Origin of the sequence: Devosia sp. (assembly GCF_030689745.1) — a bacterium.
Lineage (GTDB): Bacteria > Pseudomonadota > Alphaproteobacteria > Rhizobiales > Devosiaceae > Devosia > Devosia alba.
In genome coordinates, this window is record NZ_JAUYGL010000179.1 from 23,899 (window position 1) to 36,112 (window position 12,214).

At 63.7% G+C, this 12,214-nt stretch carries 17 protein-coding genes; 9 read left to right on the forward strand and 8 right to left on the reverse strand.

Features of this window, described 5'->3' with window-relative positions; genetic code table 11:
- The 4 genes from Q8O80_RS15605 to Q8O80_RS15620 all read left to right on the forward strand — a co-directional run bounded on the left by Q8O80_RS15605 (position 1) and on the right by Q8O80_RS15620 (position 3,559).
- On the forward strand, positions 1 to 501 hold the full coding sequence (locus tag Q8O80_RS15605) for a DUF1993 family protein (RefSeq protein ID WP_305580877.1): 501 nt from the start codon (positions 1 to 3) through the stop codon (positions 499 to 501).
- 192 nt (positions 502 to 693) lie between these two features.
- Positions 694 to 1,437: a glycosyltransferase family 2 protein gene (locus tag Q8O80_RS15610; protein ID WP_305580879.1), complete on the forward strand. Its 744-nt coding sequence runs from the start codon at positions 694 to 696 to the stop codon at positions 1,435 to 1,437.
- Between the two features lie 131 nt (positions 1,438 to 1,568).
- A complete protein-coding gene (locus tag Q8O80_RS15615) occupies positions 1,569 to 3,290 on the forward strand; it encodes a flagellar hook-length control protein FliK (RefSeq protein WP_305580881.1) in 1,722 nt (573 codons plus the stop codon).
- Positions 3,287 to 3,559, forward strand: coding sequence for an EscU/YscU/HrcU family type III secretion system export apparatus switch protein (locus Q8O80_RS15620; protein ID WP_305580883.1), 273 nt, complete (start codon positions 3,287 to 3,289; stop codon positions 3,557 to 3,559). The genes Q8O80_RS15615 and Q8O80_RS15620 overlap by 4 nt, the downstream gene beginning before the upstream one ends.
- 33 nt (positions 3,560 to 3,592) lie before the next feature.
- Here the strand turns inward: Q8O80_RS15620 and Q8O80_RS15625 are convergent, their stop codons facing one another.
- Positions 3,593 to 4,057 (reverse strand): cell wall hydrolase, encoded by a 465-nt coding sequence (locus Q8O80_RS15625; RefSeq protein WP_305580884.1) that lies wholly within the window; start codon positions 4,055 to 4,057, stop codon positions 3,593 to 3,595.
- A 110-nt stretch (positions 4,058 to 4,167) separates the two neighbouring features.
- Positions 4,168 to 4,500, reverse strand: coding sequence for a hypothetical protein (locus Q8O80_RS15630; RefSeq protein WP_305580886.1), 333 nt, complete (start codon positions 4,498 to 4,500; stop codon positions 4,168 to 4,170).
- Between the two features lie 181 nt (positions 4,501 to 4,681).
- On the opposite strand from Q8O80_RS15630, the gene Q8O80_RS15635 reads away from it, so the two are divergent.
- A complete protein-coding gene (locus Q8O80_RS15635) occupies positions 4,682 to 5,002 on the forward strand; it encodes a hypothetical protein (RefSeq protein WP_305580887.1) in 321 nt (106 codons plus the stop codon).
- On the opposite strand, the gene Q8O80_RS15640 is transcribed toward Q8O80_RS15635, so the two are convergent.
- Positions 4,999 to 5,592, reverse strand: a complete 594-nt coding sequence (locus Q8O80_RS15640; protein ID WP_305580889.1) for a 5'-methylthioadenosine/S-adenosylhomocysteine nucleosidase — start codon at positions 5,590 to 5,592, stop codon at positions 4,999 to 5,001. The genes Q8O80_RS15635 and Q8O80_RS15640 overlap by 4 nt on opposite strands.
- Positions 5,593 to 5,719: 127 nt before the next feature.
- Between Q8O80_RS15640 and Q8O80_RS15645 the strand changes: the two genes are divergently transcribed.
- On the forward strand, positions 5,720 to 6,019 hold the full coding sequence (locus tag Q8O80_RS15645) for a hypothetical protein (protein ID WP_305580891.1): 300 nt from the start codon (positions 5,720 to 5,722) through the stop codon (positions 6,017 to 6,019).
- 69 nt (positions 6,020 to 6,088) lie between these two features.
- On the opposite strand, the gene Q8O80_RS15650 is transcribed toward Q8O80_RS15645, so the two are convergent.
- From Q8O80_RS15650 to Q8O80_RS15670, 5 genes are all read right to left on the reverse strand, one after another.
- Complete coding sequence (locus tag Q8O80_RS15650) at positions 6,089 to 6,907, reverse strand: universal stress protein (RefSeq protein ID WP_305580893.1); 819 nt, start codon at positions 6,905 to 6,907, stop codon at positions 6,089 to 6,091.
- Positions 6,908 to 7,057: 150 nt separating this feature from the next.
- Complete coding sequence (locus Q8O80_RS15655; protein WP_305580895.1) at positions 7,058 to 7,354, reverse strand: PRC-barrel domain containing protein; 297 nt, start codon at positions 7,352 to 7,354, stop codon at positions 7,058 to 7,060.
- 110 nt (positions 7,355 to 7,464) lie between these two features.
- Positions 7,465 to 8,067: a hypothetical protein gene (locus tag Q8O80_RS15660; protein WP_305580907.1), complete on the reverse strand. Its 603-nt coding sequence runs from the start codon at positions 8,065 to 8,067 to the stop codon at positions 7,465 to 7,467.
- A gap of 385 nt (positions 8,068 to 8,452) precedes the next feature.
- A complete protein-coding gene (locus Q8O80_RS15665) occupies positions 8,453 to 9,676 on the reverse strand; it encodes a YeeE/YedE family protein (protein ID WP_305580897.1) in 1,224 nt (407 codons plus the stop codon).
- A 105-nt stretch (positions 9,677 to 9,781) separates the two neighbouring features.
- The gene (locus Q8O80_RS15670) at positions 9,782 to 10,705 is read right to left on the reverse strand and encodes a sulfurtransferase (RefSeq protein ID WP_305580899.1); all 924 of its coding nucleotides are present in this window, start codon (positions 10,703 to 10,705) and stop codon (positions 9,782 to 9,784) included.
- A gap of 207 nt (positions 10,706 to 10,912) precedes the next feature.
- Here Q8O80_RS15670 and Q8O80_RS15675 point away from each other — a divergent pair, with 207 nt between their 5' ends.
- The 3 genes from Q8O80_RS15675 to Q8O80_RS15685 form a co-directional block, all read left to right on the forward strand.
- On the forward strand, positions 10,913 to 11,131 hold the full coding sequence (locus Q8O80_RS15675; protein ID WP_305580901.1) for a hypothetical protein: 219 nt from the start codon (positions 10,913 to 10,915) through the stop codon (positions 11,129 to 11,131).
- A gap of 38 nt (positions 11,132 to 11,169) precedes the next feature.
- Positions 11,170 to 11,628: a thioredoxin TrxC gene (gene trxC, locus Q8O80_RS15680; protein ID WP_305580903.1), complete on the forward strand. Its 459-nt coding sequence runs from the start codon at positions 11,170 to 11,172 to the stop codon at positions 11,626 to 11,628.
- Positions 11,629 to 11,737: 109 nt separating this feature from the next.
- Positions 11,738 to 12,214 (forward strand): FAD-binding protein (locus Q8O80_RS15685; protein WP_305580905.1); only part of this gene is annotated, 477 nt, incomplete at its 3' end.

Below are 12,214 nucleotides of genomic sequence, written 5' to 3' on the forward strand. Positions count from 1 at the left end.
ATGTCGATCGCTGTTTATGACCTGACCGTGCCGGTCTTTACCCGCATGCTGACCAATCTACTGACCATCATGGATATAGCCGAGGCCAACGCCACCGAGCGCAAATTCGACCCTGCCGTGCTGGCCAATGCGCGGCTGGCGCCCGACATGATCCCGTTTCGCGGACAGGTGATGATTGCCACCGATCACGTCAAGGGCTGCGTGTCGCGCCTGGCCGGGCGCGATGTTCCCTCCTGGCCCGATACCGAAGAGACGTTTGACCAGTTGCGCACCCGCATCGGCAAGGCGCTCGACCTGCTGGCCACCATCCAGCCGGCCGATCTGGCGGGCAGCGAGACCCGTGAGGTGACGCTGAGGCTGGGCGGCAAGGACGTGCAGGAGAACGGGTTGGTCTACCTGACCCAGCGGGTGTTGCCGAATTTCTACTTCCACATCACCACCGCCTACGCCATCCTGCGGGCCAATGGCGCGCCCATCGGCAAGCGCGACTATATCGGCTAGCCACCCAGCCCGCTGCCGTCAGCCGGAGGCCAATTGTCCTTTGGGCATTTTCCCTCCGGTCGACCAGGCGGGGCGCGCAATTGGCGTCCTGGCGGCAAAGCCCATGGAAAAACGGCGCTTTGTGTTGCCCAATCTGCCCACAGGCGCTATTTGCACCGACCGGGGCCTGTTCCGGCCTGGTGCGAGGCAGCAATGAAACTGGTATTTGTCATACCCGCCTATAATGAAGAGGCGCTGATCGGCAAGTGCCTCGACTCCGTGGTGGCCGAAATTGCCCGTGCCGGCGTCGATGCGCAGATCATCGTGGTCAATAATGCTTCCACGGACCGCACGGGCGAAATTGCCCGCAGCTACCCCAGCATTCGCGTTGTGGATGAGCCCAAAAAGGGCCTGGTGAATGCCCGTGATGCCGGCTTTGCGGCAACCGAGGGCTTTGACCTGGTTGCCAATATCGATAGTGACACGATTGTTCCGGCTGGCTGGCTGGACACCGTTTTCGAGCAGTTTGCTCGCGATCCCAAGCTCGTCTGCCTCAGCGGCCCTTATGTCTATTACGACATGAGCTTCTGGAACCGCCTGCTGGTCAACATGTTTTACGGGCTGACCTATCTGATCTACGTGCTCAACCGCTACATCCTGCGGGTTGGCTCAGTGGTGCAGGGCGGCAATTTTGTGTTCAAGCGGGCAGCCTGGCAGCAGGTCGGCGGCTATGATCGCTCGATCGAGTTCTTTGGCGAAGATACCGATGTGGCGGTACGTCTGTCCAAGGTTGGCGCCGTCAAGTGGACCTTCGCGCTGAAGATGAAGACTTCCGGCCGGCGCCTTGAGAAGGAGGGCGTTTTCCGGACCGCCGGTACCTATACGCTGAACTTCTTCTGGGTGACTTTCCGTGGCAAGCCGGCGACCAAGAGCTATACCGACGTCCGCCCGGACTAGGTGGCAGTGACACTGTCCCCTTCGTTGACATCGCTCATACATCGTTAAGTTTCCCAAGCGAGGCAGAATCATTGGATGCTGGCGCTGCGCTACACTAGCGCTGCCGCATGGCGCGGCGGGGCAGGTCCACCATGATTATCCCCAAGCAGCTACCCCAGATTGTTACGGCTGCCCGTAGCGGAGCCCTGCAGGCGCTTGCCCTGCAGGCAGGACAGATCGTCGACGCCAGGGTTGTCGGTCCGGGGCTCAATGGTGCAACGCAGGTGCAGATTTCGGGTCAATTGTTGAACCTCATCCTGCCGCAGGCCGTCAAAGCCGGCGAAACGCTCAGGCTTGAGGTGCAGGGCAATGGCGCCCAACTCAGGCTGGCGCTGCAGGCCAGTCCGACCACGCCGCTGGCGCCTTTGCTGCCCGGCGGCCCGGCCACCCAGATAACGACTTCCGCAGTGGTCCAGACTCCGGCCAACCCAGCAGCGCCCGCCGCTGTGATGGCAGCACCGACGCGTGCCGCCCAGCCCGCGCCAACCGCCCCACCGTCGCCGGGCTCGGCCACCAGCGCACCGACGGCCCAGGCAGCCGGCGTTCCGGCAGCCGGACAGTCTGCCAGCGTTCTGCCAGCCGCGACCGGCCCTGGATCACCGCCGGTGATCGCCACTACCAGCGCTGCAGCGCCCGGTGCACCCGTGTCAGTGGCGCCGCCTGGCCTAGCCACGCCGCCGGCCGTTGTGCCGCAGGCCGCCGCTGCAGTCCCGCCGGCCGCTTTGGCACAGGCTACCGCAGTGGCGCAGCCTGCGGCTGCAGTGCCGCGTCAGGCTGCGCCTTATGCCGCCGCGACAGGCAATCCCGCCACTGCCTCAGTACCAGCCAATTTCGCGGTAAACCCCGCGACGATAGTTGCAGCGGGTCAGATCGCCGGCACCGCGCCACTGGCCCCCCTTATGCCCAGCACGCCACAGGCGGCGCTGGCTCAGATGGTGCAAACTGCGCTGCCCCAGCAAAACAGCCTTGCTGGCCTAGCGACCGCTTTGAACACCATCGCGGGCAGGGTGGCGTTGCCCGAACCGGTCGCCCGGGCCGCCCAGCAGGTCTTGAACAATCAGATCAATATTGGTGGCGACAGGCTGGATGGTGGCACGTTGCAGAAGGCCGTGCTCAACTCAGGCGTGTTTCAGGAGGCCGCGCTGATGCGGCCCGGAACGCCACTCACCTCGCCCCAGGCCGATATGAAAGCGGCCATGCTGGCCTTACGCCAGACCCTGACGAGCTGGCTCGGGCAACAGACCCCTGTGCTGCCGGTATCCCAGATCGCGCCACCATTGCGCGGCAAGATCCCGCGGGCCCGCGCCCTCGATATCCCGCCCATTGATCCGGCAGCCGGGGCCGAGGAGATCGGCAAGCATTTGCTTGAGCGCACGGAATCTGCGCTGGCGCGGATGCGGTTGCATCAGCACGCCTCCCTGCCCGAAGCCCATGTCAAAACCGCCGACTGGAGCACAGAACTGCCGGTGGTCATTGGCGGGCACCTGGCCCTACTGCAATTGCAGATCCATCGCGATCAACACGGTGCCGCCGAAGATCCCGAACAACGCGGCTGGCAAATGCGCTTTGCCATCAATCTGCCGGGACTGGGTGAAGTGGGGGCGCAGGTGTCGCTGCGCGGCAGCGCTACCGGCGTCATGCTGTGGGCCAGCGAGCGGGCGACCTCCGAGGCATTGGAGGCCGACATTGAGGGGCTGCGCGGTGCCCTGGAAGGCGCGGGCCTGGCGCCCGGCGCGGTCATTGTGCGGCACGGCGCGCCGCCGGCGCCGCAACAGCCGTCAGATCCGGGCCATCTGGTGGATTCCAGCCGATGAGCGATGAACCCAGAGAGCGCTCGCTGGCTGTCGCGCTGCAATACGAAAAGGGCAGCCGCGATGCCCCGCGCGTGGTGGCCAAAGGGCAGGGCATCGTGGCGGAACGGATCGTCGCGCTGGCCCGGGAAAATGATGTGATCATCGAGGCCAATCCGGTGCTCGCCCAGGCGCTGAGCGGCATCGAGATCGACGACACCATTCCGATCGAACTCTATGAAGCAGTCGCCATTGTCATTGGCTATGTGCTGCGCACCGGCACCAAGCTCTAGCGAGCCATCGGCGTCGCTGGTTCGACGCGCCCCCTAGTATTTTTCGTAGAACTCGTTGCCGCCCGCCTCGAGTACATAGTGCATGTTGTTGTAGGGAAAGCGCAGTCCGGCGGTGTGGAAGTGCTTGGCGCCACGGACGCCCGAATGGCGCGCGCCATTGATGACCTGATCGGCCATCTGAGAGGCCAGAACCGCCCCACTATCGGTCATCTTGCGGGTAAGAACGCCCTGCGCGAACTGGTTCTTCTGCCCTACCACGCCACAGATCGACTTGGGATAGCGCGGATCGTTGAAACGGTTCATCACCACTGTGCCCACCGCCAGCATGCCATCGGGACTGGAGCGGTTGGATTCGAAGTACATCGCCCGCATCATGCATTCCTTTGCGCTCAGCTGGGCCGTGCCAAAGCTGATGCCGAGCAGGCTACACCCGCCCAGACCGGTCCCGACAATGGCAACGGCCGCTGCGCGCAAGGCCACTCTGGTGATCGTCCGCATGGGTCAGTCTCCGCCAGTCGCAACACTATAGTTGCGACCAGAAATGACCCAGCAGCCTTAAGGAAGGCCTGACCCGGACGGTTAGCGAAATGTTAACGCGCTGAGATCGCTCAGTCGCGGGTGAAAATCAGGGCCGAAATCAGTGCGATCGTGCCCAGCGCAACAATGACCGGCACCGGATTATCGCGCACGGCCTTGCCGGCGATATTGGCCTGGTGTCCGACCTGACGCGCCACAACGCGCCCCTGATGGCCGACCTCACGGGCAATGGCCACCGCATTCTCCTGCACGTCATCGAAAGTGTGATCGCTGTAGGACAGCACCGAATGCGAAATCTGGTCGACCTGTTTGCGCAATGCCGCGACCTGCTGCGCCAGGTTGTCAGATATCGCTTCGCCGCTGTGTTCTGCGCGCTTGAGTGCACGTTGCGTTGTCGTTGCCATTGGACGCTCCTTGAAAGATGATACTGACTCAACTCTGGCCAGACCCGGAAGTTCCCCCAAATCGGGCGCGCATAAGGCGGATTGTCGCCCAATGGTGCCGGCCAACGCATCAATGTCCCTTGGCGTAGGGGCTATGCCGCACTACATCATAGGCTCTGCATCCGCGATCCGTGGGACACCAATGTTAAAAAGCCGCGCTCGCCTGAACCGCCAATTCGACCGCATTGCGCGCCACATACCGCAAACAGCCGGTATTCTGGCGCATTTGCGCCGCCCCGGTGCCCGCTGGTTCCGCATTCCGCTGGGCATCGTGCTGATCTTTGGCGGCATCTTCAGCTTTCTGCCAGTGCTCGGTATCTGGATGCTGCCCCTGGGTCTGTTGCTGCTGGCGCTGGATCTGGCGTTCCTGCAAGGCCCGGTCAACACCGCCATTGTGCGTGGCATGCGCAAGTGGAGTACCTGGAGCCGGGCCCGTCGCGACAAGAAGCGCTCCAAGCGCTAGAGGCGACCGGTGGCCATCGCCACCTCGACCAGGTCGACTGCGGCGGCCAGCTTTTCATCGATGATATGCAGATACTGCGTCCAGTCATCGATATGCCCGAGCGCGGCGACGCCGTCTGAAATGCCGCGCAGCGCGACCAAGGGTACACCGAAGGCCTGACAGGCCCGCAACACCGCATAGGTTTCCATATCCACCATGTCGGCATTGATCCCGTCATAGGCGGGGCCCGAAACCACATTGGCGCCCGTCGACAGGCTTGCGCCCGGTAGTCCGGGAATGCTCGGGCTGAGCGTCTGTACGGGTGTCAGCTCCAGGAATGGCGTCTGGCCCCTGGGAAAGCCCAGGGCCGAGGCATCCATGTCGCGATAGCTGACCGAAGCGGCCTGATAAATCCCGCATTGGGCCAGCGTACGTGACCCGGCTGATCCCAGCGACACCACCAGGCGCGGCAAGGGTCGGGCTTCGGCCAAAGCGCGCGTCACAGCGACAGCTGCTTCCACCGGCCCCACGCCGGTCATCAGGGGCTTGATCCTGGTTTGCAGGTGCGGGCCGTACTCGGCCTGTGCGGCCATGACGTAAAGGATGGACATGCTGGACGTTCTAGCATGACCAGCCAACTTGCCAAGCCGCCACATTACCGGTTCGGTAAGGGGTCCGTGTCATTGTCATGACAGAGGCAGGGCCGCGCGGGCAGACTGCCAGAGAGCAGGGGACCAGGTGCGTTTCGCGGTAATCGAGGGTAGCAGAGAGTGGACCGAGCCTTCCCGGCACGATCCACTATCCGGGCTGGTGGCGATACGGATCGAGGATGTCGAGGCCGAAGCCCATCGACGACTACGCGCAATCCGGCTCAATGACTGGCGTACGCGTGAATTTCTCACCGGGCAGCCCATGCCTGAGGATGTCCGCCACTATGCCTTGCAGGTCGAATATGCCGCCAAGGCAATTTCCCGCCTCTCGACCATCCCGCAGGATTTTGACAGCGACATCTACTGGCCGCGTTTTTGGGAGCGCTAAGGCGCGCGCGAGACAACACCTAGTGCTGGTGGCCCTGCATAATCAGCAGCGCCACCAGAAATGGCGTCGCTAGTTGGACAGGAAGCGGTGGATGCCCGGCGTTGCCAGCAGATCGCGGGTCATGCCGCCGATCAGCCATTGGCGCAGCCGACTGTGGCCATAAGCGCCGCTGACGATCAAGTCAGCACCCATGGTTTGCGCTGCACTGGTTATGGACTGGGCGGCCCCGCCTTCATCGGGCAAGACTTCACCGCGCGCTGCCACATCATGACTTTGCAGCCACGCCACCGCGTCCAGCATGCTGGCCCGTTCGGCTGCCAGATTGCCTTCGTCGATCACAACGACCTGAACATCACTGGCCGCCTTGAGCAGGGGCAGGGCATCCACGATGGCGCGGCGGGCCTCCTTGGTGTCTTTCCAGGCGATGATGATCTTGTCGGCCTTGAGTTGCGTCGATCCGGCAGCGGCGAGCAGTACGGGCCGACCGGCGCCCAGCAGCACTTCGCCAATATCGATGGTGCGATAACCGGCATCGCGGGTTTCCCCTTGCGAGCCGATGACGATCAGATCGGCGGTGCGCGCAATGTCGATCAGGCCCAAGGAAGGCTGCTGCACGCGACCGGACCATTTGTGCTCGAGACTGGCCGGCACCAGCGCTGTAAATTTCTCGCGTGCCGCCGCAACGGAGGCCTCAATTTCATTGAGCTGTTCGGTGTAGAGCGTCGCAGCGACGTCACCCGCGCCAACGCTGGCCACAACTGGCGGCTGCGCGGCGGTGAATCCCGTCAGGCTGGCCTTGTGCTGCTGCGCCAGATCCACCGCCAATGCGACCAGGTCCGGGTCGACCAAATCGATGGTCAAGCCGACGACAATATTGCGTATTTCCATCTCAGATCTCCCATGGACTACATTGCCACAGTTTATCCAGAAGTCAGGCGGTTAGCTTGATCCCGATCAAATCGGCGGCGATTTGTGTGTGCTGAGTTTCTGCAGCCGACAAGCTGGGCGTTGGGCTCAAAAGCAAAGCACCGGGAGCGCCTAGTCACTATGCTCGGGCATGTCCTCAAGCTGTTGCCTGGTCCAGCTCGTCACGGCATGCACTTCGCCCTTGGCGTCGCGCATGAACTCCAATTGCCCCAACCCCAGCACGACCGGCTTGGAGGCCAGACCCAGGAAGCGACCAACTTCGACAACGACCTGACAGGCGGCGCCACTGCCATGCAGATGCGAGACTTGGCCCACTGCTGCGTCGTCAGCGCCGTAAATGGTCGCGCCCTGGAGATTTTCCGGCGTGAGTTCACCGCTGCTGAGAGGCGTATGCTGGGAATGATCCATGGTCCATTATCCTTGTGTGCAGGTCCTCGTGATCAACGCCCTCGACAGCTCAGGCGTTCCCTGTGGCATGAGCGTAGCGCGGGCAACGCGGTCGGGCCGAGGCTGCCGGCTCAGATGCCGAGCTCGGCGGCGCGCGCCTGCAGCTCGATGTTGCATTGCGAGACCACCTCAAGCGCCCGGTCCTGGCGGGTGTCGGTGCCGTGGGGCGGCACATGGGCTGCAAGCACCGCATCGCGCTGGGTGATCAGCGCCGCAATTTCGTTGTGATACAAGCCAATGATGGCGGTCAGCCAACGGTTGACCAGGTAGGAGGGGCGCGCCATCTGCACGTCGAACGCGTCCAGAAGGGCGATGGTGCTGTCGGCATCGGCCCAGACATCGTCGACCACCCACTGGTTGACGGTGAAAAGCCGGATCGCCTTGCCATAGGCATCCACCCCGACCGCCACCAGATGATGGATCGGCCCATCCTTGCCCTGCGGACGGATGAAGCAGTGAAAATGGCCGTGTTCGGCTGCCTCCGGCCCGCCATTGTGGCAGTGATAATACCATTGTGCGCCGCTATCGCGATCAAACACATCGCCGGGTGGGTAATGTTCCCAGGTGACGGGCGTGGCGCCACGCAGTGTCTCCAGCAGAACATTGTCGCCGGACTTGGCGAGAATCGTCTCGCAGAACACTGCCTCTTGCGCCGCGCGGCGCATCGCCTCCATCACCGGACCGCCTACTGACCGGCCGCCGCGCAGGGCGCTGCGGCGGCGCATGGTGCGGCAGTGGGTGCAGGGGCTGCAGAACACGGGGCGACGGCTGCGCAGGGGCTCGCCGCTGAACAGGGCGATGCCGCCGGTGCCGCCGCACATGGCGCGGCAGCAGGTGCAGCTGAGCATGGCGCGGCAGTAGGTGCAGCGGAGCATGGCGATGCCGCCGGAGCCCCGACGCAGGGCGCTGCCGCGCAGGGCGCGGCGGAACACGGTGCAGCGCTGGCCGAAGCCGCCGCGACGGCTGGAGGGGCAGAAACCCGATGGGCGACGTGATCGGCCGCCACGGCGCCGGTTGCGGCGATCAGCGCAGCGCCGAACAGGAGAGTATTGCGATTGCTCATGAGCGTTTGAAACCGTCCATACCAAAGAGGGGGCGCGCATAGACGCCAGCAAGGCTACCGACAAAGGCAGCGGCAAACCACAGCCAGCCATGCAGGCTGCCCGACGCAATGCCCGAAAACAGCGCCCCGATATTGCAGCCAAACGACAGTCGCGCGCCATATCCCATCAGCAGGCCACCCAGCGCGGCTGCGAGCAGCGACAGCAGCGGTACCACGACCTTGGGGGCGAACTTGCCGGCCAGACCGGCGGTCAGTGCGGCGCCCAGGATGATCCCGAAATTCATCACCGAGGTGGTGTCAGCCAATACACTGTCATTGAGGGCGCTGGCTTGGGCCGGCCAGGTCCAGAACTCCCAACTGGCGACGGGGACGCCGACGGCCTGGGCAAGCTTGGCGCCCCAGAGCCCAAAGCCATAGGTGATCGACCAGGGATGGCCCGCCAACAGCAGCGTCGCCAGGTTCAGCGCAGCCAACGCCAATCCGGCGCCCACCAGCGGCCAAGGGCCATGCAGCAGCCGCTCGAGACCCTTTCGGGCCGGGCGGGGAGCAGCCTCAAGACTGCCATGCCGCGAGCGTTCGATCAGCGCCGTAACGCCGGCAATGGCTGCCAGACCCAGCACGGTCACGGCCACGCCACCGGGAACACCGAACAATGTTCCCAGACTGGTTGGCGGCAAAGCTGGCAAAGTGAGCCAATAGGGCAGGTGGGCGGTACCCGCGACCGCACCGATGATGAAGAACAGCAAGGTGACCAGCATGCGGGCGCTGCCGCCGCCAACGGTGAACAGTGTCCCCGAACCGCAGCCGCCACCCAATTGCATGCCGAGGCCAAACAGGGCCGCGCCGACCAGCACCGAGACACCCACTGGGGCCATGGCGCCAACCAGCGGCTGACCGAACACATTGCCCATGGCCAACAGCGGCATGAAGGCGATGGCGGCCACGGCGATCATCAGCATCTGGGCGCGCATGGCCCGGCCACGGCGCTCGACCACCATTCGCCGCCAGCCACCGGTGAAACCGAAGGAAGCGTGATACAGCGTTGCGCCCAACAGGCCGCCGATCAGGAACAGCAGCGACTGGCGGGGTGAAATCACTTGCCCAATGACCTGCGCGGCAAGCACCATCAGCAGCGCAACGACCAGCACAACGCCCTTGTCGACATTAAGGCCGCCTGACGCCGGCGCGGGCCCCGAACTGGTGGCAGAAATCTCACTCATGGCGCGCACGCCCCCTTGGAAAACTGGTCGACTATTGGAGGCCCGAACGCGCAATGTCCAGAACCGGGGCTCTGGACATTGTTGATTGTTGAGCCGGCGTAGCAGCTAGATGCCGTTGGCAACCGGACGCGCTTCGTCAGCGGTCCATTCGGCCAGCGAGCCGTCATACATGCGGGTATTCTTGTTGCCCTGCACTTCGGACAGGCCGAACCAGACCACCGATGCCCAGTGGCCGGTATTGCAGAAGGCAATATTGGCTTCGTCGGCGCCCAGGCCAACGCTGGATGCCAGCTGTGCCACCTGATCGGCGCTGATATGGGAGGCGCTGTCGGCATTGTAGAGCAGGCCATTGTCGATATTGACGGCACCGGGAATGGTGCCGGCAACGCGCGCCACCGGGCTCTTGCTTTCGCCGCGATACTGGGCGACCGGACGACCGTCGACCAATGTGGTGCCATCAGCCAGGGCAGCCTGGACATCAGCCGTGGTTGCCAGCAGGTGCTGCTGGAAATTGGCGTTGAAGCTGGTCGGCTCGAGCACGGTGGCAGCGGCGCTCACCTCACCGCCAGCAGCTTCCCAGGCCCGGGCGCCGCCATCGAGAATCGACACGGCGTCGTGGCCGAGCACCTTGAAGGTCCAGTAGACGCGGGTTGCGGCGCCGAATTCGGAGGAATTGGTGCCCTGCGGCACGATGACGACATGGTCGTCATTGCCAATGCCCAGCTTGCCAATCAGCGCGGAGGTGGCCTCGACACCGGGGAACTGGCCGGGTACGCCGTCGATTTCCAGGCGCCAGCCGGACGAACCATAGGGGGCCGAAATGGCGCCGGGAATGTGTGCGCTGTCATAGGCGGCAACATTGTCGACGGGATCGCGTACGTCGAGGACCACCAGGCCTTCATTGCCCAAATGCTGTTCCAGCCAGCCTGCATCAACCAGCGGCGCATCGGTGAGGCGCTCGGCCTGGACGGCAGTGGCCATGCTGGCGACGCTCATGACCGCGGCGGCGGCAAACAGTGCAAAACGCATGCTCAAACTCCATATTTCACATTGCGCGCACTCTAGTGCAGCCCCTGGGCGGTGTCTGGCGATGGCTTGGCCAAATTCTCGGGCGCAGCGGATTTTCGTGCCCCGATCCGCCTCAGCCTGAGCAAGCCATTCTTTGTGACCCATCCCTTGCGCCGAAGCAGAATGTATATTAGGTAGTTCTAATATTGAAGAATGCAGAGGTTCACCATGGATTGGTTCGACAGTCTCCCGCTTACGCCCTTCATCTTGCTGGCGCTCACTTTGGGTCTGGCGCCGTTCCTGCCCGAACCCCATCTGGTGGAAAAGATCCGCATGCTGTTCAACGGCACGCTGACCCGGCCAATGGACATTTTCGATCTGGTGTTCCATGGCGCGCCCTGGCTGCTGCTCGGCGCCAAGCTGGTGCGCATGCAATTGGTCAGATAGCTTCAGACCATCCCCGACAACTCGCGTCAGGACACAAGATGAGCCAATCCAATCACGTCGTCTGCACCGCCTGCGGTGCCATCAACCGGGTTTCAACCGACAAGGACGCCGCTGCAGGCAAGTGTGGTAAGTGCGGAACCGCGCTGTTCAGCGGCACCCCGGCCGACATGTCTGCCAGCAATCTCGAGCGTCAGATCGCCAAGACCGACATCCCCGTGCTGGTCGATGTATGGGCGCCCTGGTGCGGACCGTGCCGGGTCATGAGCCCGCAATTCGCTGAGGCGGCCAGCAAGGCCGAGCCCGGCATGCGTTTTCTCAAGCTCAATTCGGACGAAGCCCCTGAGCTGTCGACGCGTCTGGCCATCCGCGGCATCCCCACCATGCTGCTGTTCGAAGGCGGCAAGGAAGTCGCCCGGGTTTCCGGGGCCATGTCCTCGAGCGACATTCTCAAATGGGCCGAAGGCGCCCGCAGCAAATCGGCTGGCGGCTCCGCCTAGCGACCGGACGGACGCGACAGATACCGCCGAGCTCGACAATAGGTACTTGCAAGCTGCGCGCTCCCGTCGTCTTGTCCGCCCCGGACAAAATGGAGTCGATGGGCGCGCCATGAACCAGTTCCTCTCGCAGGATTACGACCTGACGGCGCACAACACCTTCGGGCTTGCTGCGCACTCGCAATTCGCCCGTACCATTGTCGACGAGGCTGATATCCCGTCGCTGTTCGCGCTGGCTGACCAGCAGGGCCTGCCGGTGCGCATGCTGGGCGAGGGCAGCAATGTCATCCTGAGCGAGCGCTTTGACGGCATTACCGCCCTGATCGCGACGCGGGGGCGGGAGCTGATCGTCGGCGACAATGGTGATCTCATTCTGGAAGCGCAGGCCGGCGAAAATTGGCACGCGCTGGTTGCCCACACTGTTGGGGAAGGGCTGTGGGGGCTGGAGAATCTTGCCGGCATCCCGGGAACCGTCGGCGCCGCCCCCGTGCAGAATATTGGCGCCTATGGCGTTGAGCTCAGCGACCGGTTTGTGTCGCTGCGGGCCTATGATCGGGTGGCCGGCGCCTTCGTTGAGCTGGACGGTCCG

Coding starts and splice junctions, on each gene's coding strand:
- Q8O80_RS15650 (WP_305580893.1), bottom strand. CDS start 6,907: ATGGAAATACGCAATATTGTCGTCGGCTTGACCATCGATTTGGTCGAC.
- Q8O80_RS15605 (WP_305580877.1), top strand. CDS start 1: ATGTCGATCGCTGTTTATGACCTGACCGTGCCGGTCTTTACCCGCATG.
- Q8O80_RS15670 (WP_305580899.1), bottom strand. CDS start 10,705: ATGCGTTTTGCACTGTTTGCCGCCGCCGCGGTCATGAGCGTCGCCAGC.
- Q8O80_RS15635 (WP_305580887.1), top strand. CDS start 4,682: ATGTTAAAAAGCCGCGCTCGCCTGAACCGCCAATTCGACCGCATTGCG.
- trxC (WP_305580903.1), top strand. CDS start 11,170: ATGAGCCAATCCAATCACGTCGTCTGCACCGCCTGCGGTGCCATCAAC.
- Q8O80_RS15675 (WP_305580901.1), top strand. CDS start 10,913: ATGGATTGGTTCGACAGTCTCCCGCTTACGCCCTTCATCTTGCTGGCG.
- Q8O80_RS15610 (WP_305580879.1), top strand. CDS start 694: ATGAAACTGGTATTTGTCATACCCGCCTATAATGAAGAGGCGCTGATC.
- Q8O80_RS15665 (WP_305580897.1), bottom strand. CDS start 9,676: ATGAGTGAGATTTCTGCCACCAGTTCGGGGCCCGCGCCGGCGTCAGGC.
- Q8O80_RS15655 (WP_305580895.1), bottom strand. CDS start 7,354: ATGGATCATTCCCAGCATACGCCTCTCAGCAGCGGTGAACTCACGCCG.
- Q8O80_RS15640 (WP_305580889.1), bottom strand. CDS start 5,592: ATGTCCATCCTTTACGTCATGGCCGCACAGGCCGAGTACGGCCCGCAC.
- Q8O80_RS15660 (WP_305580907.1), bottom strand. CDS start 8,067: ATGGAGGCGATGCGCCGCGCGGCGCAAGAGGCAGTGTTCTGCGAGACG.
- Q8O80_RS15625 (WP_305580884.1), bottom strand. CDS start 4,057: ATGCGGACGATCACCAGAGTGGCCTTGCGCGCAGCGGCCGTTGCCATT.
- Q8O80_RS15615 (WP_305580881.1), top strand. CDS start 1,569: ATGATTATCCCCAAGCAGCTACCCCAGATTGTTACGGCTGCCCGTAGC.
- Q8O80_RS15630 (WP_305580886.1), bottom strand. CDS start 4,500: ATGGCAACGACAACGCAACGTGCACTCAAGCGCGCAGAACACAGCGGC.
- Q8O80_RS15620 (WP_305580883.1), top strand. CDS start 3,287: ATGAGCGATGAACCCAGAGAGCGCTCGCTGGCTGTCGCGCTGCAATAC.